Consider the following 17,849-nt stretch of genomic DNA (forward strand, 5'->3'; position numbering starts at 1 on the left):
AGTGCTTGTCCTGGCCCTGGACCCCCGGCTCGCCATGGATCCGAAGCCGACCGTCCCCGCCCAGCGCCAGTACAAGCGCATCATCGGCCTGGCCGGCCACTTCGTGGACGAGGAGGGCGCCCAGGTCGACCTTGTGACGGCGGAACCGGACGGCTGGGACGAGCTGGACGGGCGGGTGCGGCTGCACCGGATCGACCGGGCGGAGGCCCGGCATCCGCTGCCCTGGCTGGAGCACACGATCGTCACGCGGATGCCGCGCGTCATCGTCCGGCCGGTGGCGGGGCTCGGCCGTCCCGGCGCCCGGCTGAACACGGCCCGGACCAGGCTGTCCGTGGGCGTCCACCGGCGGCTGTTCGTGCCGTTCTACCGGCACGTCCGGCCGATGCTGCTGGCCCGCATCGCGCGGCGGCGGGTGCTGCGCGGCCTCGACCCCGCCCGGCTCACCCGCGTCGTCGTGATGGACCGGACGTCGGTGCCGCTCGGCCGCCGGCTGGCCCGCCTGCACCCGGACATCGTCGTCACGACCCGCCAGGACCGGACCCTGGACGCCAAGCCCTGAGGGCTCAGGACGCCTCAGGTGCCTCGGTGAGGACGGGCGTGCCGTCCTCGGCGGGCTTCTCGACGTAGCGCTCGCCGGTGCGCGGGCACTCCCACGTCCCGTCCGGGCCCTCGGTCAGGCGCGCTCCGGCGCGGCCGACCCAGCCGACGCGGCGCGCGGGCACGCCCACCACCAGGCCGAAGTCGGGGACGTCCCGGGTGACGACCGCGCCCGCGGCGACCATCGCCCAGCGGCCGATCCGGACCGGCGCGACGCACACGCTCCGGGCGCCGAGCGAGGCGCCCTCGGCGACGTGCACGCCGACCGCCTCCCAGTCGCCGCCGCGCTTCAGCGTGCCGTCCGGGTCCACCGAGCGGGGCTCGCGGTCGTTGGTGAGGACGACGGCAGGGCCGACGAACACGCCGTCCTCCAACACGGCGGGCTCGTAGACGAGCGCGTGGTTCTGCAGCTTCACGTTGTCGCCGATCTGGACGCCCGCGCCGACGTAGGCGCCGCGCGACACGATGCAGCCCGAGCCCAGCCGGGCGTTCTCGCGGATCTGGGCGAGGTCCCACACGGTGGTGCCGTCGCCGAGCTTCGCGCTCGGATCGACCTGGGCGCTCGGCGTGATGCGGGGTGTCATGCGCTGCCTTCCTTGACGTTCTGATCGATGCCGGGCACCGCCGGCCTGCGCCGCAGCCGCCGCAGGCGGGCCGCGAGCGGCGCCGTGACGTGCACGGTCACCGGGTCCAGGTCGAGCCGGACGTGGGCGCGGCGCGGCGGGAGCAGGGACGCGGTCATCGGCCCGAGCAGGCCGCCGCCGTCCGGGACGCGGACCTTCACGGGCCCGCCGACACCGTCGATCTCGATGGACGCGCGCCAGCGTCCGGGCCGCACGCCGGTGAGCGGCAGGTCGGCGAACCGGCGGTCCGGCCGGCCGGGGTCGGTCACCAGCGGGGTGCGGAGCACGCCGCCGTCACCGGCCCGGCGGAGCAGCACGCTCATGCCGGGCGGCGGGACGGACGCCAGCACCGGCGGCGGCTCGCACAGCACCCGCAGCCGCCGCCCCGACCGCTGGACCAGCTCGACCGCGCCCAGGTCGGCGATGGTGAGGCCGCCGCCGACGTCCAGCGCGAGCGGGCCGCGCCCGCCGCCGGGCGACGGCCGGACCACCCGCCACCGGCCCGCCGCCTCGACGAGCCCGGCGCGCGGCACCGCCATGCCGCTCGGCTTGGTCAGCGCGGCGGTCAGCACATGGCCTTCGATGGCCGCCTCGACGCCGAGCGTCCACCGGCCGTCCGGCCAGGAGGCGGGCGCGGGACGGAACGCGGCCGTGAACGCGGTGGCCCTGCCGCCGCCGGTCGGCTCGCCCGGCCGGGTCGTGCACGGGATGCGGTGGCGGACGCCGTCGCCGTTCTCCACGACCAGGTGGACGTCCGGCGGCCCCTGGTCGGCGTCGCGGATCACGACCGTCCCGGTGACCGTCAGGTGGGGGCCCTCCCAGGAGACGGAGTCCAGCGCGGACTTCAGCACCGGGACGGTCTCGTAGCAGGCGTCGGGGACGTCCAGTACGGCGTCCCGGAAGAAGGGGTAGCGGGCGAACGCCCGCCCGGCCTCCAGCAGGACACTGGGCCGCTCCCCGCTCCGATGGAACCGCAGGACCTCTTCCATTTCCTCGACGAGGCCGCGCCGGACGCAGTGCGCGAGCACCCGGCGGTGCGGTTCGTAGCGGGCAGCCAGCCCCGGCGTGAGCCAGGTGTCGAGCAGCTCGCGCGCCCCGGTCAGCGCGGTCTCGCGCTCTTCGGCGGGCGCGCCGAGGTAGCCGCGTTCCAGCCGCCCGAACACCTCCAGTTGCAGGAAGCGGTAGTGCAGCCGCTCGCGCGTCTCGCCGGGCTCGGTGTGCGCGGCGACGAGCGCCATCGCCCGTCCGGCGATCTCGTGGACGGCGGCGGTGGGCGCGCCGCCGACCTGGGTGCTGCTGGTGCCGTCCTCCCGGGCGGCCCAGTAGTAGCAGTCGTAGTCGGCGAGGACGGACACCCCGCTCGCGTGCAGGTAGGCGCCGGTGGTGAACAGCTGGTCCTCGTGCGACAGCAGGCCCTCGGTGAACCGCAGCCCCGCCCGCTCGACCAGCGACCGGCGGAACAGCTGGAGCGCGGCCATCGACATGCGCGGGAACAGGTCGCAGCCGGGATCGAGGACGTGCGTGCGCTCGATCGTCCGGCCGAACACCCTCGGCACCTTGCGGCCGCCCGTCCCGACCTGCCGGCCGAGCACGATGTCGGTGCCGTTGCGGTCGGCCATCGCCGCCATCCGCTCCAGCGCCTCCGGGCCCAGCCGGTCGTCGGCGTCCAGGAAGAACACGTACTCGCCGGACGCCCGCTCCAGCCCCCGGTTGCGCGGCGCGCCCGGACCGCCCGAGTTCGGCTGGTGGACGACCGTCAGCTGCTCGCGGTCGCGGGCCAGGCCGTCCAGCAGTGCGGCGCCGCCGTCGGTGGAGCCGTCGTCCACCGCGATGATCTCGATGCGCTCGGCGGGGAGGGACTGCGCGAAGACCGACTCCAGCGCCCGGCCCACCGTGTCCCGGCAGTCGAACACCGGCACGATCACACTGACCAGGGGTTGCCTCATGGCCCCTCTACCGTCGGACGCCTTCGGAACGCGGTTACCAGGCAACTCTATGGCGCTGACCCCGCCGCCGTGATCTCCCGGACGGCGCGGCGGGACCTTGCCTCGCACAGTTCACCGGCGGGGCCATGTCCGTTAGCGGTATTGCCACCCGTCCGTTACCGGAGCTGGGAGAACCCGGAAGATCCCTGGGAGAAAAGGCGCGGTCCCGTTGATCCGGCGGCGGGGTATCACCGTGCAATGGTTATGGGCATTGTTCTCCGTCTCCTCGTCGCCGCCGGACTCGCGGCCGACGCAGTCGTGCACTGGCGCTTCGCGCCCGACATGGCCCCCGGGCCGAACACCCCGGACGACGTGATCCCCGGGGACGACCTCTTCCGCGCGCAGGCGATCGCGGCGGCCGTCGCCGCCGTCCTGGTGCTGGTGTGGGCGCGGCGATGGACGTACGCGATCGCGTTCCTCGTCGCCGCGAGCGCCGCCGGCGCCGTCCTGCTGTACTACTTCGTCGACTTCGGGCAGCTCGGGCCGATCCCGCGGATGTACGACCCGCAGTGGTACTCCGACAAGACGATCAGCCTGGCCGGTGAACTGGTCGCGGCGCTCGCCGCGCTCATCGGCTTCTTCACCGTCCACCGGGACAGGGAGCCGGAGTCGCCGTCACGCCAGCTCGGGGCGCACTGACCCGCCGGGCGCGGCGGGCGAAGTCGAGGGACTCCTCGAAGACCGCCGTCACGTCCCGGACGTTCCTCCAGACGTGGTCGGCGCCGTCCACCGGCCGGTACTCGGCCCGCGCGCCCGCCGCGCGGAGGGATTCGGCCATCCGCTCGCTCTGCGCGCACGGCACCGTCCGGTCGGCGGTGCCGTGCCAGAGCTGGAACGGCGGGGCGCCGCCGTGGACGTGCGCGAGCGGGCTGGCCTCCGCCGCGAGCGACGGCGCGTCCCGCACCGGGGCGCCGAGCAGCAGCGACTCGCGCGAGCCGGGGGCGCCGCCGTCCGGCATCGCGGCCAGGTCGTACACCCCGGACCAGCCCACCACGGCGGCGATGCCGGGGCCGGTGAGCGCGGCGAGCGCCGCGAGATGCGCGCCCGCCGACTCGCCCCACGCCACGACCGTCGAGCCGTCGAAGCCGTACTCGCCGCCGTTGCAGCGCAGCCAGCCGACGGCGGAGCGGACGTCCTCCAGTTGCGCGGGGTGGCGCGCCTCGCCCGACAGCCGGTAGTCCGCGGCCGCCACCGCGAACCCGGCGCGGGCGAGGCGCTCGAACGGGGACGGCCGCCAGCCGGCGAACGCGTGCCCGAAGTCGCGGCGGGACCCGCGCCGCCAGCCGCCGCCGTGCAGGAACAGGATCACCGGGGCCGGGCCCGCCGCCGGGAGGTACAGGTCCAGCAGCAGCGGCCGGTAGCCCACCCGGTCGGCGTACTCGATGCCCGCGCGGACCTCCATCACGTCCCGCCCGCGACGAACCGCTGGGTGAGGGCGCCCACGCCCTCCAGCTCGCTCACCAGCACCTCGCCCGGACGGATGAAGCGTTTCGGCGAGCGGGCGTTGCCGACCCCGGCGGGCGTCCCGGTGAAGACCAGGTCGCCGGGGAACAGCCGGCAGACCCGCGACAGCCGGACGAGCAGCTCCGGCACGTCGTAGATCATCGAGGACGTGCGCGCCTCCTGCACCGTCTCCCCGGACAGGCTGCACGAGATCGCCAGGTCGGACGGGTCGGCGAACTCGTCCGGGGTGACGAGCCACGGGCCGGTCGGGCCGAAGTTCGGGTACGACTTGGCCAGGCTGAACTGCGGCTTCGCCCCGGCGAGCTGCGACGTCCGCTCGGACAGGTCCTGGCCGAGCATGATCCCGGCGACGTGGTCCCAGGCGTCCTCGCGGCGGACGGCGGCGGCCTCCCGGGAGACCGCCAGCACCATCTCGACCTCCCAGTCCACCGTGTCGGACGGCAGCGCGACCTCGCAGACCGGCCCGGCGAGGCAGCTCGGGAACTTCGTGAACGTCACGGGCGCGGTGTCGGGCGGGTACCCGGCCTCGCTCGCGTGCGCCGCGTAGTTGACGCCGATCGCGAAGACCTGGCGCGGGCGGGGCACCGGCGGGCCGAGGTCCGCCCGGTCGAACGGCTCGCCCAGCGCCGGGTCGAGCGACGCCGCCCAGGAGCGGAAGGCGTCCCAGTCGGCGAACGCCTCCTGCGGGTCGGCGGAGAACCGGCCGTCCGCGGCGCCGGCGACGTCGATCGCGACGTCGCCGACGACGACCGCGGCGCGCCCGGCCAGGTTCGCCAGCCTCACCAGCCGACCCTCTCCGGCGCGGGCTCGCCGTAGGAGTCCTGCCAGGAGACCACCGGGTTGCGCAGCGTCCCGACGCCCTCGATCTCGGCCTCCACGACGTCCCCCGGACGCAGGTAGAAGTCGAACGGGTCCGGCTGGACGGCGGCGACGCCCGAGACCGTGCCGGTGGTGACGATGTCGCCCGCGCTGTAGGTCTGCGGCGAGTGGTACGCCACCAGGTGCGGGATCGACACGCGCATCTGCTTGGTGTGCCCGGTCTGCCGGGTCTCGCCGTTCACCCGCAGCCGCATCGCCAGGTCCTGCATGTCGTCGATCTCGTCGGCGGTGACGATCCACGGACCGATCGGGCAGAACGTGTCGATCGCCTTGCTGAAGGAGAAGACGCCCGACTCCATCTCGCGGCGCTGGATGTCGCGGGCCGTGATGTCGTTGAACACGGTGAACCCCGCGATGTGCTCCAGGGCCTCGTCCGGGCCGAAGAACTTGCCGGGCTTGCCGATGATGACGGCCAGCTCCAGCTCGTAGTCCAGCTCCCGGGTGAGGTGCTCGGGGTAGACGATCGGGTCGTCGGGGCCGATGATCGCGTCCACGTTCTGGAAGAACACGATGCCCTTGTGCACCGGGTGCGACCAGTTGACCGCCTGCAGCTCCTCGTGGTGGTCGGCGAAGTTGCCGGCCGTGTGGAAGAACTTCTTCGGCCGGATGGGCGCGCGGAGCCGCACGTCCGCCAGCTTGAGCCGTTCGCCGGTCTCGGCGGCCGTCCCGCCGCGCTCGAAGAACGCCCGCGTGGACGGCACGTCCAGCTCGATGACGTCGTCGCCGTCCAGCCGGCCGACCCGTCCCTCGTCGAAGGTGATCAGCTTCATCAGGCGCCCACCATGTTGAAGCCGCCGTCGGCGAGCATGTAGGCGCCGGTGATGTGGGACGCGTCCTCGGTGGCCAGGAACAGGGCCGTGCCCGCGACCACCTCGGGCGGCGGGATCGTGCCCATCGGCGTCTGCGCGATGAGCTTCTCGCGGCGCCCCGACTTCCAGTCCTCGCGCTCCAGCGTGGCGCCGGTCTCCATGAACCCCGGCGCGAACGTGTTCACGCGGACCGACGGCGCGAACGCCGCCGCGTAGGACTTCGTGATGCCGAGCAGCCCGTACTTGGCGGCGGCGTACTGCGGGGCCCGCGCGCTGCCCCGCACGACCACCGTCGAGCCGATGTTCACGATGCAGCCGTGGCCCTGCTCCAGCATCCGGGAGCCGAACTCGTGCGTCATCAGCAGCGTGCCCTTGACGTCCACGTCGATGACGCGGTCGAGGGACTCCTGCGTCAGCTCCCGCCACGACATCTGCTCGGTCGCCACGTCCCCGACGTTGTTGACCAGCACGTCGAGCGTGCCCGCCTGCGCGAACGCCTCGTCGGCGAGGCCGCGGATCGCGTCCCACGACGAGATGTCGGCCTGCACGACGAACGCCTCGCCGCCCGCCTCCCGGACGCGCTCGGCCGTCCGCTCGGCGCCCTGCTTGGAGCTGTTGTAGTGGACGCCGACCCGCGCGCCCTCCTGCGCCGCGCGTACGGCGATCTCGGCGCCGAACCCGGTGCCGGCCCCCGTGACCAGCACCGTCTTCCCGGCGAACCGCGGAAAGATCTTCTGCTCCGTGCTCATGAGTTCTCCTAGACCAGCGTGCGGCCACCGTCGACGTACATGACGTGCCCGGTCATGAACGACGCGTGCGGCGAGGAAAGGAACAGGATCGGGCCGACGACCTCGGCCGCCGTGCCCAGCCGCCCGGCGGGGACCAGGCGCACCAGATCATCGCGGACGCCGGGGCGCGCGAGGTACTCGGCGGTGAGCGGCGTCTCGACGTAACCGGGCGCGACCGCGTTCACCGTGACCCCGCTGGACGCCCACTCGGCCGCCATCACCCGCATCATCTGGTTCATGCCGCCCTTGGACGCGGCGTAGGGCCCGTGCTTCTTGTGCGCCAGATGCCCCGACACCGACGACAGGAAGACCAGCCGTCCGCCACCGGCCTCGACCATGTGCCGGCCGGCCGCCTGCGCCGCGCCGAACGCGGTGGACAGGTTGGTGCGGAGCATCCCGTCCCACTCGTCCTCGGTGAACTCCAGGATCGGTCGGCGGTCGTTGACGCCGACGCAGTGCAGCAGGACGTCCAGGCCGCCCATCACCTCCACCGCGTGCCGGACGGCGGCGGCCCCCGCGCCCGGCTCGGTCAGGTCGGCGGCGAGCGTGTGCGGCTTCGCCGGGCCCGAGGGCAGGGCGTCGAGCCGCGCGGGGTCGCGGTCGACGGCGGTGACGTCGGCGCCCGCGCCGAGATAGCCCCGGACGCACTCCGCGCCGATCCCGCCCGCGCCGAGCACGAGCACGCGGGCGCCGCGCAGGCCCAGCCAATCGTCCACTTGCGGTCCCTCGCCTCTCTCCGGTACTTTCATTGTGTGAAAGTTAATTTCACGATCCAAGAGTATCGGCGGGACCGGTCATGACGTCAAGCGACCGGTCGCGGTACCACATCGCGGCCCTGGCCAAGGGCCTGCAGGTGCTGAGCCTGTTCGACGGGCCGACGCTCTCCCTGCGCACGAGCGACATCGCCGCCATGACCGGCATCCCGATGCCCACGGCGTTCCGGATCGTCTCCACGCTGGAGGACCTCGGCTACCTGGAGCGGCGGCACGACGGGTCCGTCCAGCCCGGAGTGAAGGTGCTGACGCTCGGCTCGGCGGCCATGCGCGGGTCGAGCCTGGTGCAGCTCAGCGACCGCCCCCTGCGGCTGCTGGCGGAGGCGACCGGCGAGACGGTCAACCTGGGCATCCTGATCGAGGACCGCGTTCTGTACCTCGCACGGCTGCGCAACGCCGACCTGGTCACCGCCAACGTGCACGTGGGTTCGACGCTGCCCGCGCCCTACACGTCCATGGGCAAGGTGCTACTCGCCTACCTCCCGCAGGACGACCTTGACCGGCGCGTCACCGACGCGTCCCTACCATCGGGCGCGGGCCCCAACGCGGTCACCAACATGTCCGCACTGCGCGCCCAGCTAGAACAGATCCGCCGCGACGGCTACGCGGTGCAGGACGAGGAACTGGCGCAGGGCCTCCGCTCGGTCTCGGTCCCGGTGTTCGGGGCGGACGACGCCCCGGCGGCGGCCGTGAACGTCGCCGTCTCCGCGATGCGCCGCACCAACGCCGACCTGCACGGCGAGATCCTCACCCGCCTGCGCGAGACCGCCGACGACATAAGCACCAGACTGAGGACCCATTGACGTCCTCCGGCGTTGACGTCGGCGTTGACGTCGGCGTTGGCCCGGTGCCCGCAGGCGACGCATCGGAACACCGCTTGGCTCTCGCGGTTGTCCCGGGCGCGGTGCCCGCACGCGTTGCAGGTCTGCGACGTGTACGCCGGGTCGACCCGGACCAGGCGCCTCGGTGCCTTGTGCTCCAGCCGGGTGACCAACTGTCCCCAGCCGTTGGCCAGGATGCCCCGGTTGAGCCCGGCTTTGGCGCGCACATCCGTGCCGGGTGCCTCGATGGTGCCGCGCGCCGACCGGGTCATCCCGGCGATGTTCAGGTCCTCGACGGCGATCACGTCGAAGCGGCGCGCCAGATCCGTCGAGGTCTTCTCCACCCAGTCCTTGCGGCGGTCGGCCTGGCGCGCTTTCAGCCGGGCGATGGCGGCCTTGACCCGGGCACGCCGATTCGATCCCGCCTCCGCGCGCGCCAAACGCCGCAGCAACCGCTTCAACCGCTCGGCCTCACCAGCCGTCAGGCCCGGCACGGTGGAGGTTTCGCCGGTGGACAGCGCGGCACTGATGGCCACGCCCCGGTCGATGCCGACCGCCGCACCACTGCCGGGCGCGGGTACCGGAGCCGGGGTCGCGGCGAACGCGACATGCCAGCGCCCGGCGCGGTCCCGCGTCACCCGGAACGACTTCACCCCCGGTGGGACTGGCCGGGACCAGCGGAACCGCACCCATCCCACCTTCGGCACCCGCACCTCACCGGTGCGGCGGGACAACCGCCGCACATCCCAGGCACGCCCGCGAGCGCCGACGATCCGGAACCCCTCATGCACCCCGGCCTTACGCCAGGTGGGGCGCCGGTGCGTCCCACCGAAGAAGTTCGCCATGGCCTGCGCGAAGTCCTTCAGTGCCTGCTGCTGCACCGTCTGCGACCCCGCCGCCAGCCACCCGAACGCAGCCCGCGCCTCGGTCAACTGGCGGGCCTGGACGGAATACCCCGGAGCGGGACCCCGACGCGGCGTCCACCACGCCTGCTGCTCCACAGCCAGGTTCCACACAAAGCGGGCATGCGAGCAATGCTCCAGCAGCCCCGCCTCCTGAGCGGGGGTCGGGCACAACCGGTACCGGGACGCGCCCGCAACATACCGACCGCCACCGACAAAACCCGGAGAGTCGCCATGTCCCGGTATTCCGCGTCCCCTCCCCACCCCGAAGGATGGGTCTCCACGCTGGCAGGTATCCGATGAAGGACACCGACGCCGCCGCGCGGCAGCATCCCTTCACACCGGACGAACTGGACGGCGACCGCCTGGCCGTCTACCGCTCGATCACGGAGGGCCCGCGCGCCAAGGGCCCTCGCCTGTTCGACCTGGTCTCTGACTCGGGCGTCCTGGCAGGCCCCTTCAACGAGTTCCTGCTGCGCCCCGCACTCGGCGACGCCCTGCAACGCCTCGGCGCGGCCATCCGCTACGAGGGGGCGCTCAGCGGACGGTCCCGCGAGATGGCGATCCTGGTCGTGGCCGCCGCCTGGAACAGCGAGTTCGAACGCACCGCCCACGAGGCCGTAGGCCGCGCCGCCGGCCTCACGGAGGACGAGATGGCCGCCATCGCCGCCCGCGCCCCACTAGCCCTTACCGACCCGCACGAAGCCGCCGTCCTCCGCCTAACCCGAGCCCTCACGACCGGCGACGTGGACGACGAGACCTGGTCAGCCTGCGTCCCACCCCTAGACCGTGAGACGGTCTTCGAACTGACCACCCTCGTCGGCTACTATGCCACCCTCGCCCTCCAAATGCGCACCTTCCGCGTCTGACCTGCGACACCTTGGCGGCAAGGTCCGCGAGTTGCGCTTCGTCTTGGACGGGAGTTCAGTCCGGATCACCTACTGGCTCGCCCCGCAGCGGAGGATCGTGCTCCTCACGGTTTTCCGGAAGACCCGGCAACGCGAGGAGGCGGAGATCGATCGGGCCCGGCAGGCGCAGAAGGTCTGCGAAGCCGATCATGGTCCCGCCGAGCACGGCTACGACCGGGGTAAGGAGGACACGAGGTGAACCACTCCCAGTGGAAGACCCGCCGGACCAAGAAGCTCTCGGGTGAGGAGGTCAAGGAGACCCCCTCCTACATCGAGGCCGGACACGCTCTGGCGCTTGGCCAAGCCGTCCATGATCGTCGCGTTGCGTTGGGCATTTCGCAGGCCGAGCTCGCTCGCCGCGCCGGCATGACCCAGCCCCAGGTCTCCAACATCGAAGGTGGTGACTCGGTCCCCACCCTGCCGCTCCTCACTCGGCTCGCCATCGCGCTGGAGGCCTCGCTGACCATCCGGCTGGACGATGGCGACTCCAACTTCGCCTTCGCCCCCCACCGTGGCCCCGCTCCCGACACGTCGCGCAGTAACGACGACACCTCGTCGGCGGCATGATCTCCCAAGAGGTCGGTTACCAGGGGATCTCGCCGTTGTCGTCGTAGAAGGCGCCGGTCGGGCCGTCGTCGGGGAGTTGGGCGAGGCGGATCGCCGTCGCCGCGCCCTGCTCGGGGGTGCGGACGCCGCGGAAGCCGTTGAGGTCGGTCGCGCAGAAGCCGGGGCAGGCGGCGTTGATCAAGATGCCCGTGCCGCGCAGCTCCTTGGCGTACTGGACGGTGACCGCGTTGAGGAACGTCTTCGACGGCGCGTAGGCGGCGGAGATCGGGCCCGTCTCCCCGTCGGGCATGCTCTGCCGCGTCAGGGAGCCGACCGTGCTCGACATGTTCACGATGCGGGGGGACGACGACCGGCGCAGCAGCGGCAGCATCGTGTTCGTGACGCGGATGACGCCGATCACGTTGGTCTCCACGGCCGTCCGCATGGTCTCAGGGGTTACTTTTGTGGGCTCCTGGGGGCCGCCGCCCGTCACGCCCGCGTTGTTGACGAGGACGTCCAGCCGTCCGGCCCGCTTCTCGATCAGCGCGGCGGCGGCCCGCACGCTCGCGTCGTCGGTCACGTCGAGCGGCACGCCGAAGGCGTCAACGCCCTCCGCCCGCAGCTTCTCGACGGCGGCCTCGCGGCGCGCCTCGTCGCGGGCGCCGACGCCGACGCTCCAGCCGAGGGCGCCGAGCCCGGCCGCGATCTCGTACCCGATTCCCTTGTTCGCGCCGGTGACCAGCGCGATCGTCTGTTCGCTCATAGCCCCATGCTGGACGCGCTCCAGGCCGTCCTTCCAACACCGTTTGGGTGGGCTGCGATACCCGGCGGGTATCGTGGAAGGCGTGGAGACGCGAGAGCTACGCTATTTCGTCGCCGTCGCCGAGGAACTGCACTTCGGCCGGGCCGCGGAGCGCCTCGGCATCGCGCAGCCGCCTCTCTCCCGGGCCATCCAGCAGCTCGAACGCCGGCTCGGCGTGACGCTGCTCGACCGCACCAACCGCACCATCGCGCTGACCGATCCCGGCCGCGTCCTCCTGCAGGAGGGACGCGCGGCCCTCGACGCGGTCGCCGCCGCCGACCGCCGCACCCGCCGCGCCGCGCACACCGAGCCCAGCCTGGTCCTGGTCACGAAGGCCGGGGCGACCAGCGAACTGCTGGCGAAGCTGCTCGACGCGTACGCCGCTGAGCCCGGCGCGGTCGCCGTCGACGTCCAGCTGTGCGCGCCCGGCGAGCAGGAGCGGCTGCTGCGCGACGGGCGGGCCGACGTGGCGCTGCTGCACCTGCCGTTCGACTCGACGGCCGGGTTCGACACCGAGGAGCTGCGGACGGAAGGCCAGGTCGCCGTCCTTCCGGCGGGGCACCCCCTCAGCACCCGGACCCACCTGCACGTGGCCGACGTCACCGACCTGCCCGACCTGCCCCTCCCGCGCTGGCCTCACTCCGACGGCGCGTACCCGGCCGGCCCCGGACCCGAGGTGCACGACCAGGTGCAGCTCCTTCAACTGATCGCCCTCGGCCGCACCGCCGCGATCCTGCCGGAGACATGCCGAAGCCACCTGCGGGACGACCTGGCCACCGTCCCCGTCCTGGACGCCCCAAGGGTGACGACGGTGATCGCCTGGCCGCCCCATAGCCGCTCCCAGCCGCTGGCCACCCTGATCCGAACCGCCACCACCCTCTGATCCGCGCGCCCCCGCGCCAGGCGCTTCGGCGTCTCAGCTGGATTCGGTGTGTGGGCCGGCCAGGAGGCGTGTCAGCAGGTCGCGGAGGTGCTGCTGGTCGGAGCCGGGGAGTTCGAAGAAGGTTCGGGCCAGCGAGTGGGTACTGGAGCGCAACTGCCGGCGTTTGTGCTCGCCGGCTTCGGTGAGCACCACGTGTTTGACGCGGCGGTCGTCCGGTGCGGGTCGGCGGGTCACCAGGCCGCGGCGTTCCAGGCCGTCGACGATGCCCGTGACGTTCGACGGCTCGCATGACAGCCAGTCGGCCAGTCGGCGCATTGGGGCGGGGCCGGACAGGTTGGTCAGGACGAGCGCCTGGGCCGGGGGAAGGTCGAGCTGCGCCGCGGCGGCGTTGAACTGCGCGCGCAGCCGCCCGGTGACCTCGAAGACCAGGCCGCTCAGCTCGGCCACGACCGCATCCGCATCGCCACCGGTACCGGTTTCGGTGGCGGCGTCGGCATCGGAGCTCATGCGGCCAGCATAGCCACTGATTAAGCCGCTCAACTGTTCAGCTTCTGAAGTAAATGCTACGCTCCCGGGCCAAAGCTTCATGAACTGAACTATGTAGCAGCTGAAGGAGATGTCGTGATGGCGCAAGTGAGCGCGCGCGGGCGCGCCGGCCTCCGGAGCACGCGACGTGCACGGGCACTCGCCGTGGCGGGTGCGGTCGTGGCCGCGCTGGCGGTCTGGGCGGTCGGGGAACCGCTGCTGGGCCAGGACCTGGTCGTCGAGCAGAAGGGACAAGAGCCGCGGGACCTGGGGGTGGCCGCCATCGGCGTCTTCGCCCTGGTCCCCTCGCTGCTCGGCTGGGCGCTGCTGGCCGCGCTGGAGCGGGTGACGCCGCTGGCGGCCCGTATCTGGACGGCCGCCGCGCTGGCTCTGCTCGCGGTGTCGTTCCTGCCCGTCATCGGCGTCCAGGCCTCCGGTGGCAGCAAGGCCGTGCTGGCTCTCAGCCATGTGGCCGTCGGAGCCGTGCTGATCCCCGTCTTCCACCGGACGGCCACGGCCCGCCGCGCTGGCGCGAGGAGCGGGCAGTGACAGCGCCCGAGGACGAGATCCTCGACAGCCCCACCCCCTGGGTCGCCGACCACATCCGCGCCTACCTGGAGACCGACGGCGTCGAAGGCCACCTTTTCGGGGGCTGGCCGACGCTGCTGCTCACCACGCGAGGCCGCAGGTCCGGCAGGCTGCGCCGCACCGCCCTCATCTACGGCCGGGACCAGGACCGCTACCTGCTGGTCGCCTCGAACGGCGGCGCCGACCGCCACCCGGCCTGGTATCTCAACCTCACCGACACCCCGGCGGTGTCGCTGCAGGTCGGACCGGACCACTTCACCGCCACCGCCCGCACCGCCACCGCAGCGGAGAAGCCCCGGCTGTGGCAGATCATGGCCGAACTGTTCCCCCAGTACGCCAAGTACCAGGAGGTATCAGCACGCGAACTGCCCCTGGTGATCCTCACCCCGCAGGTCCCGCACGGAGACAGATAGCCGGATCATGGAATGGGGCGGCGGTGGGTTCGGTTGGTTTGGCGCGGAGGGAAGGTGATTCGATGACGTCGTCGCCGACGAGTATGCGTGCCGTTCGTCTTTCTGCGCCCGGGCCTGTGGACAACCTGCGGGTGGTCACGGTGCCACTGCCGCCTCTGCGGGACGGGTGGGTGCGTGTGCGGGTCGAGGCGTTCGGGCTCAACCGCTCGGAACTGAAGCTTCGGCTTGGGCTGAGCGAGGGTGTCACCTTTCCTCGTGTGCCGGGCATAGAGGCCGCCGGGACGGTTGATGCGGCGCCGGACGGGAGTGGGCTGAGCGTCGGGCAGAAGGTCGTCGCGATGATGGGCGACATGGGGCGCACCTACGACGGCGGTTATGCCGAGTACACGTCCGTGCCGCTGGCCCAGGTCATCCCTGTGGACACTGACTTGCCCTGGGACGTGCTGGGCGCCCTTCCGGAGATGGTGCAGACCGCTTACGGCTCGCTCACCACGGGCCTGGACCTGCAGCCGGGGCAGACCGTGCTGGTCCGTGGGGGCACGTCGTCCGTGGGCTTGGCCGCTGCCGCGCTTGCAGGCTGGCGTGGTGCCACGGTTCTGTCCACCACCCGGCGGCCTGACCGCCTTGCCTTTCTGGCAGAGCGCGGTGTCGAGCATCCTCTGCTTGACACCGGTGAGGTCGCGGCGGCCGTTCGCGAACTCTTTCCGGACGGTGTGGACGCCGCGCTCGATCTCGTCGGGACGCCGACCCTGCCCGACACCCTGCGCGCGGTGCGCGTGCACGGCACGGCCTGCTTCGGTGGCAGCCTCTCCAACCAGTGGACGGTCCGGGACTTCTCCCCGAACGAGTACCTGCCGCGCGGCGTGCGCCTGGCGGGCTACTTCGGCGATGTCGGGGACCTGCCCCGCGAGGTCTTCCAGGAGATCCTCGACGCGGTGGCGGAGGGGCGGTTGAGCTTCCCCGTCGATCGCGTCTACGACGGCCTGGAGCAAGTGAGGCAGGCCCACGACGATATGGAGCACAACCGCGCCACAGGCAAGCTCGTCGTTCGCGTCCGGCATTAGAAGTCGTTGAGAGGGGGCGCGCGTGAGTCAGCTTCGGGATGTCGTGGAACTGGCTGGACGCGTGCTGGGCGGGGACGTCGTCGGTGCATACCTTCACGGTTCCTCGGTGCTCGGCGGGCTCAAGCCGGCCAGTGATGTGGACGTGCTGGTCGTCTCGCGGCGGTCGATGGACGGGCGGGAGCGGCGGGCGCTGCTGGACGGTCTGCTCCGCGTCTCCGGCATCGGGGACGGCGTCCGGCCCGTCGAGCTGGTCGTGGTCGTCCAGGCCGAGGTGCGGCCTTGGCGCTACCCGCCTGTTTGCGACTTCCTGTACGGCGAGTGGCTGCGAGATGAGTACTTGGCGGGGAAGGTTCCCCAGCCGGAGCCGATGCCTGATCTGGCCCTGCTGATCACGATGGTGCTGGCCGGGGATCGTCCACTGACCGGTCCCCGGCCGGGCCGGGTACTTGCGCCCGTCCCGCACGCCGACCTGGTCCGGGCGAGCGTCGCGGGCATCCCCGACCTGCTCGACGAGCTGGACGACGACACCCGCAACGTCCTGCTGACCCTGGCGCGCATCTGGGCGACGCTCGCCACCGGCGAGATCAAGCCGAAGGACGCCGCCGCCGACTGGGCCCTCGACCGGCTCCCGCCCGAACACCGTCCCGTCCTCGCGCACGCACGGCAGCTGTATCTCGGCAGCCACTACGCCGATGAGACCTGGACCGAGGCGCTGCGAGGACGGGTGCGTCCGCACGCGGAGTTCGTCCTCAAGGAGATCGACCGGTTGGTCACCTGAGCCGGGAGGCCAGGTTCGGTAGGAGGCGGAGGGCGTTGCCCCGCGTGATGGCCTGGTGGGCGCGGCGGCTCAGGGCCGGGTCGCGGTCGAAGTCCCTGGTGTTGAGGGTGACCTCGTGGGCGGAGTTGGCGGGCCAGTCGGTGCCGAACAGGACGCGGTCGGCGCCCGCCGCGTTGAGCAGGGTCGGGCTGGCGTACGGGGACGTCGGCAGCGCGGTGTCGTAGTGGAAGCGGCGGAGCGCGGGACGGATCTTCGCCGGGTCCGGCCCATTGTCCTCGCGGCCCCAGCGTTCGGCGCGGCCCGCCATGTAGGGCAGGAAGCCGCCGCCGTGGGACAGGATGATCGAGATGTCGGGGTGGCGGTCGAGGGTCCCGGCGGCGATGAGGCTGAGCGCGGTGCGGGTCGTGTCGAGCAGGAAGTCGCCGAGCCAGTCGCCGACCAGCGGCACCTCGACGATGCCCTTGGGCGCGACCGGGTGGGTGAACACGACCGCGCGGCGGCGGTCGAGTTCGGCGAACAGCGGCTCGAACATCGGGTCGCCGAGGTAGTGGCCGTCGGCGGAGGTGTTGAGCAGGACCCCGTCCGCGCCGAGGTCGTCCAGCGCGTGGGCGGCCTGCCGGACGGCGAGGTCCGGGTGGAGCATCGCGACGTTGGCGAAGAAGCCGAAGCGCGTGGGGTTGTCGTGCACCAGTCCGGCCAGCGACTCGTTGCACACCCGGACGCCCGCGACGGCGGTCGCGCGGTCCTGGAAGATCTCGGCCGGGACGGGTGCGGACGCGACGCCGGCGGCGATGCCGTTGGCGTTCATGGTCCGCAGCGTGCTCTCCAGCGTCCACTGGGCCCAGGCGGGGCCGCCCTCCGCAGGGATGATGCCCTGCTCGACCGCCCACTCCCGCATCTTCGGTGGGACGGCGTGGTGGTGGGTGTCGATCCTGCCGCGCGCCGGGCGGGGCGCGGCTGCGGCGGCCCCGCGGGCGGGCAGTGCGGCCGCCGCGGCGGCCAGGCCGGACGCCTGCAGGGCGCGGCGGCGGGTCATCTCGGGCATGCGCGTCTCCCTCGGTCATGCGCCGCCCACCACATTCTCGAATGAGAAAGTCTCAGCTGAGACGATATCAGACCGCCCTATCATGGGTCCATGCTCGACGACCTGCTCGAACGGATCCTGGCCGCGGACGACGACCCCGCCGCGCCGCACGTGGGGCTCGGCATGCTGCTGGCCGCCGCGCACAACCGGAGCCGCCACGAGATGAACGGCGAGCTGCGCCCGCTCGGCATCGACGTGCGCGGGCTGGCGATGCTGCTCGCCCTCGACATGTACGGGCCGTCCAGCCAGCGGCGCCTCATCGACCTCACCGGGATCGACAAGTCCACGATGGTGCGCGCCGTCGACGAGCTGGAGGCCGGCGGGCTCGTCCGGCGCGAGCGGGCCCCGCAGGACCGCCGGGCGTACTCGATCACGCTGACCGGCGCCGGCCGGCGCGCCCTGGCGAGCGCCCGCCGCGCCGGCGCCGATGTGGGCGAGCGCATCTTCGGCCGCCTCCGGCCGGACGAGCGCGACCAGCTCGTCTCACTGCTCCGCCGCCTGGCCGAGCCCACCGCCTGAACCGTCGTCCAGCGTGGTCCGCCCGATCGTCCACCCGGGCACACCGGCTGGCCGGTTACCGCGTACGTGCTGGAGCACACGATTACGTCGTGTTGTGC

22 protein-coding genes and 1 pseudogene are annotated in these 17,849 nt (G+C 72.5%); 12 read left to right on the forward strand and 11 right to left on the reverse strand.

The annotated features are described in order from the left end of the window. The first annotated feature begins 1 nt into the window (after nt 1). On the forward strand, nt 2-559 hold the full coding sequence (locus HUT06_RS04470) for a hypothetical protein (RefSeq protein WP_176194533.1): 558 nt from the start codon (nt 2-4) through the stop codon (nt 557-559). A 4-nt stretch (nt 560-563) separates the two neighbouring features. Here the strand turns inward: HUT06_RS04470 and HUT06_RS04475 are convergent, their stop codons facing one another. Both HUT06_RS04475 and HUT06_RS04480 read right to left on the reverse strand, forming a co-directional pair. After that, nucleotides 564-1,181 carry an acyltransferase gene (locus HUT06_RS04475; RefSeq protein WP_176194534.1) on the reverse strand — a complete coding sequence of 206 codons (618 nt, stop codon included), beginning with the start codon at nt 1,179-1,181 and terminating at the stop codon, nt 564-566. Further along, nucleotides 1,178-3,166, reverse strand: a complete 1,989-nt coding sequence (locus HUT06_RS04480) for a glycosyltransferase family 2 protein (protein WP_176194535.1) — start codon at nt 3,164-3,166, stop codon at nt 1,178-1,180. The genes HUT06_RS04475 and HUT06_RS04480 overlap by 4 nt, the downstream gene beginning before the upstream one ends. Nucleotides 3,167-3,409: 243 nt before the next feature. Here HUT06_RS04480 and HUT06_RS04485 point away from each other — a divergent pair, with 243 nt between their 5' ends. After that, the gene (locus HUT06_RS04485) at nt 3,410-3,844 is read left to right on the forward strand and encodes a hypothetical protein (RefSeq protein ID WP_176194536.1); all 435 of its coding nucleotides are present in this window, start codon (nt 3,410-3,412) and stop codon (nt 3,842-3,844) included. Here HUT06_RS04485 and HUT06_RS04490 read toward each other — a convergent pair. Genes HUT06_RS04490 through HUT06_RS04510 form a run of 5 tightly spaced genes read right to left on the reverse strand, consistent with a single transcriptional unit; the run spans nt 3,786 to nt 7,861 of the window. After that, a complete protein-coding gene (locus HUT06_RS04490; protein ID WP_176194537.1) occupies nt 3,786-4,607 on the reverse strand; it encodes an alpha/beta hydrolase in 822 nt (273 codons plus the stop codon). The genes HUT06_RS04485 and HUT06_RS04490 overlap by 59 nt on opposite strands. Further along, entirely contained in the window at nt 4,607-5,452 is an 846-nt protein-coding gene (locus HUT06_RS04495) for a fumarylacetoacetate hydrolase family protein (protein WP_176194538.1), read from the reverse strand. Before HUT06_RS04495 ends, HUT06_RS04490 begins: the two co-directional genes overlap by 1 nt. Continuing rightward, nucleotides 5,449-6,318 (reverse strand): fumarylacetoacetate hydrolase family protein, encoded by an 870-nt coding sequence (locus HUT06_RS04500; RefSeq protein WP_176194539.1) that lies wholly within the window; start codon nt 6,316-6,318, stop codon nt 5,449-5,451. Before HUT06_RS04500 ends, HUT06_RS04495 begins: the two co-directional genes overlap by 4 nt. After that, nucleotides 6,318-7,106, reverse strand: coding sequence for an SDR family NAD(P)-dependent oxidoreductase (locus tag HUT06_RS04505; protein ID WP_176194540.1), 789 nt, complete (start codon nt 7,104-7,106; stop codon nt 6,318-6,320). Before HUT06_RS04505 ends, HUT06_RS04500 begins: the two co-directional genes overlap by 1 nt. An 8-nt stretch (nt 7,107-7,114) precedes the next feature. After that, nucleotides 7,115-7,861: an SDR family NAD(P)-dependent oxidoreductase gene (locus HUT06_RS04510; protein ID WP_217711195.1), complete on the reverse strand. Its 747-nt coding sequence runs from the start codon at nt 7,859-7,861 to the stop codon at nt 7,115-7,117. Between the two features lie 80 nt (nt 7,862-7,941). Here HUT06_RS04510 and HUT06_RS04515 point away from each other — a divergent pair, with 80 nt between their 5' ends. Continuing rightward, nucleotides 7,942-8,721: an IclR family transcriptional regulator gene (locus HUT06_RS04515; RefSeq protein ID WP_176194542.1), complete on the forward strand. Its 780-nt coding sequence runs from the start codon at nt 7,942-7,944 to the stop codon at nt 8,719-8,721. A gap of 23 nt (nt 8,722-8,744) precedes the next feature. Here HUT06_RS04515 and HUT06_RS44325 read toward each other — a convergent pair. Next, nucleotides 8,745-9,905, reverse strand: a pseudogene (locus tag HUT06_RS44325) (RNA-guided endonuclease InsQ/TnpB family protein); the annotation flags it as partial. A 35-nt stretch (nt 9,906-9,940) separates the two neighbouring features. On the opposite strand from HUT06_RS44325, the gene HUT06_RS04525 reads away from it, so the two are divergent. From HUT06_RS04525 to HUT06_RS04535, 3 genes are read left to right on the forward strand one after another with little or no spacing between them, the layout of a single operon-like run. Beyond that, nucleotides 9,941-10,510 carry a carboxymuconolactone decarboxylase family protein gene (locus HUT06_RS04525; RefSeq protein WP_176194543.1) on the forward strand — a complete coding sequence of 190 codons (570 nt, stop codon included), beginning with the start codon at nt 9,941-9,943 and terminating at the stop codon, nt 10,508-10,510. Continuing rightward, complete coding sequence (locus HUT06_RS04530) at nt 10,470-10,748, forward strand: type II toxin-antitoxin system RelE/ParE family toxin (RefSeq protein ID WP_176194544.1); 279 nt, start codon at nt 10,470-10,472, stop codon at nt 10,746-10,748. Before HUT06_RS04525 ends, HUT06_RS04530 begins: the two co-directional genes overlap by 41 nt. Next, the gene (locus HUT06_RS04535; protein WP_176194545.1) at nt 10,745-11,116 is read left to right on the forward strand and encodes a helix-turn-helix domain-containing protein; all 372 of its coding nucleotides are present in this window, start codon (nt 10,745-10,747) and stop codon (nt 11,114-11,116) included. The genes HUT06_RS04530 and HUT06_RS04535 overlap by 4 nt, the downstream gene beginning before the upstream one ends. A gap of 16 nt (nt 11,117-11,132) precedes the next feature. Here the strand turns inward: HUT06_RS04535 and HUT06_RS04540 are convergent, their stop codons facing one another. After that, on the reverse strand, nt 11,133-11,858 hold the full coding sequence (locus tag HUT06_RS04540; protein WP_176194546.1) for an SDR family oxidoreductase: 726 nt from the start codon (nt 11,856-11,858) through the stop codon (nt 11,133-11,135). Nucleotides 11,859-11,940: 82 nt separating this feature from the next. Here HUT06_RS04540 and HUT06_RS04545 point away from each other — a divergent pair, with 82 nt between their 5' ends. Next, nucleotides 11,941-12,780 (forward strand): LysR family transcriptional regulator, encoded by an 840-nt coding sequence (locus HUT06_RS04545; protein WP_176194547.1) that lies wholly within the window; start codon nt 11,941-11,943, stop codon nt 12,778-12,780. 33 nt (nt 12,781-12,813) lie between these two features. Here HUT06_RS04545 and HUT06_RS04550 read toward each other — a convergent pair whose 3' ends face one another. Continuing rightward, entirely contained in the window at nt 12,814-13,287 is a 474-nt protein-coding gene (locus HUT06_RS04550) for a MarR family winged helix-turn-helix transcriptional regulator (RefSeq protein WP_176194548.1), read from the reverse strand. Nucleotides 13,288-13,404: 117 nt separating this feature from the next. Here HUT06_RS04550 and HUT06_RS04555 point away from each other — a divergent pair, with 117 nt between their 5' ends. The 4 genes from HUT06_RS04555 to HUT06_RS04570 all read left to right on the forward strand — a co-directional run bounded on the left by HUT06_RS04555 (nt 13,405) and on the right by HUT06_RS04570 (nt 16,148). Then, the gene (locus tag HUT06_RS04555) at nt 13,405-13,854 is read left to right on the forward strand and encodes a DUF6069 family protein (protein ID WP_176194549.1); all 450 of its coding nucleotides are present in this window, start codon (nt 13,405-13,407) and stop codon (nt 13,852-13,854) included. Beyond that, the gene (locus HUT06_RS04560) at nt 13,851-14,306 is read left to right on the forward strand and encodes a nitroreductase family deazaflavin-dependent oxidoreductase (protein WP_176194550.1); all 456 of its coding nucleotides are present in this window, start codon (nt 13,851-13,853) and stop codon (nt 14,304-14,306) included. The genes HUT06_RS04555 and HUT06_RS04560 overlap by 4 nt, the downstream gene beginning before the upstream one ends. 62 nt (nt 14,307-14,368) lie before the next feature. Next, entirely contained in the window at nt 14,369-15,370 is a 1,002-nt protein-coding gene (locus HUT06_RS04565) for a zinc-binding dehydrogenase (protein ID WP_176194551.1), read from the forward strand. A 22-nt stretch (nt 15,371-15,392) separates the two neighbouring features. Further along, nucleotides 15,393-16,148, forward strand: a complete 756-nt coding sequence (locus HUT06_RS04570) for an aminoglycoside adenylyltransferase family protein (RefSeq protein ID WP_176194552.1) — start codon at nt 15,393-15,395, stop codon at nt 16,146-16,148. On the opposite strand, the gene HUT06_RS04575 is transcribed toward HUT06_RS04570, so the two are convergent. Further along, nucleotides 16,141-17,193: an amidohydrolase family protein gene (locus HUT06_RS04575; protein ID WP_176194553.1), complete on the reverse strand. Its 1,053-nt coding sequence runs from the start codon at nt 17,191-17,193 to the stop codon at nt 16,141-16,143. The two genes, HUT06_RS04570 and HUT06_RS04575, sit on opposite strands and share 8 nt — an antisense overlap. A 90-nt stretch (nt 17,194-17,283) precedes the next feature. Between HUT06_RS04575 and HUT06_RS04580 the strand changes: the two genes are divergently transcribed. Continuing rightward, nucleotides 17,284-17,751 (forward strand): MarR family winged helix-turn-helix transcriptional regulator, encoded by a 468-nt coding sequence (locus HUT06_RS04580; protein ID WP_176194554.1) that lies wholly within the window; start codon nt 17,284-17,286, stop codon nt 17,749-17,751. The last annotated feature ends 98 nt before the right edge of the window (nt 17,752-17,849 follow it).

The sequence above is a fragment of the Actinomadura sp. NAK00032 genome (assembly GCF_013364275.1).
In the GTDB taxonomy this organism is placed as follows: Bacteria; Actinomycetota; Actinomycetes; order Streptosporangiales; family Streptosporangiaceae; genus Spirillospora.

Coding starts and splice junctions, on each gene's coding strand:
- HUT06_RS04475 (WP_176194534.1), bottom strand. CDS start 1,181: ATGACACCCCGCATCACGCCGAGCGCCCAGGTCGATCCGAGCGCGAAG.
- HUT06_RS04480 (WP_176194535.1), bottom strand. CDS start 3,166: ATGAGGCAACCCCTGGTCAGTGTGATCGTGCCGGTGTTCGACTGCCGG.
- HUT06_RS04485 (WP_176194536.1), top strand. CDS start 3,410: ATGGGCATTGTTCTCCGTCTCCTCGTCGCCGCCGGACTCGCGGCCGAC.
- HUT06_RS04490 (WP_176194537.1), bottom strand. CDS start 4,607: ATGGAGGTCCGCGCGGGCATCGAGTACGCCGACCGGGTGGGCTACCGG.
- HUT06_RS04500 (WP_176194539.1), bottom strand. CDS start 6,318: ATGAAGCTGATCACCTTCGACGAGGGACGGGTCGGCCGGCTGGACGGC.
- HUT06_RS04505 (WP_176194540.1), bottom strand. CDS start 7,106: ATGAGCACGGAGCAGAAGATCTTTCCGCGGTTCGCCGGGAAGACGGTG.
- HUT06_RS04515 (WP_176194542.1), top strand. CDS start 7,942: ATGACGTCAAGCGACCGGTCGCGGTACCACATCGCGGCCCTGGCCAAG.
- HUT06_RS04525 (WP_176194543.1), top strand. CDS start 9,941: ATGAAGGACACCGACGCCGCCGCGCGGCAGCATCCCTTCACACCGGAC.
- HUT06_RS04530 (WP_176194544.1), top strand. CDS start 10,470: ATGCCACCCTCGCCCTCCAAATGCGCACCTTCCGCGTCTGACCTGCGA.
- HUT06_RS04540 (WP_176194546.1), bottom strand. CDS start 11,858: ATGAGCGAACAGACGATCGCGCTGGTCACCGGCGCGAACAAGGGAATC.
- HUT06_RS04550 (WP_176194548.1), bottom strand. CDS start 13,287: ATGAGCTCCGATGCCGACGCCGCCACCGAAACCGGTACCGGTGGCGAT.
- HUT06_RS04555 (WP_176194549.1), top strand. CDS start 13,405: ATGGCGCAAGTGAGCGCGCGCGGGCGCGCCGGCCTCCGGAGCACGCGA.
- HUT06_RS04565 (WP_176194551.1), top strand. CDS start 14,369: ATGACGTCGTCGCCGACGAGTATGCGTGCCGTTCGTCTTTCTGCGCCC.
- HUT06_RS04575 (WP_176194553.1), bottom strand. CDS start 17,193: ATGCCCGAGATGACCCGCCGCCGCGCCCTGCAGGCGTCCGGCCTGGCC.
- HUT06_RS04580 (WP_176194554.1), top strand. CDS start 17,284: ATGCTCGACGACCTGCTCGAACGGATCCTGGCCGCGGACGACGACCCC.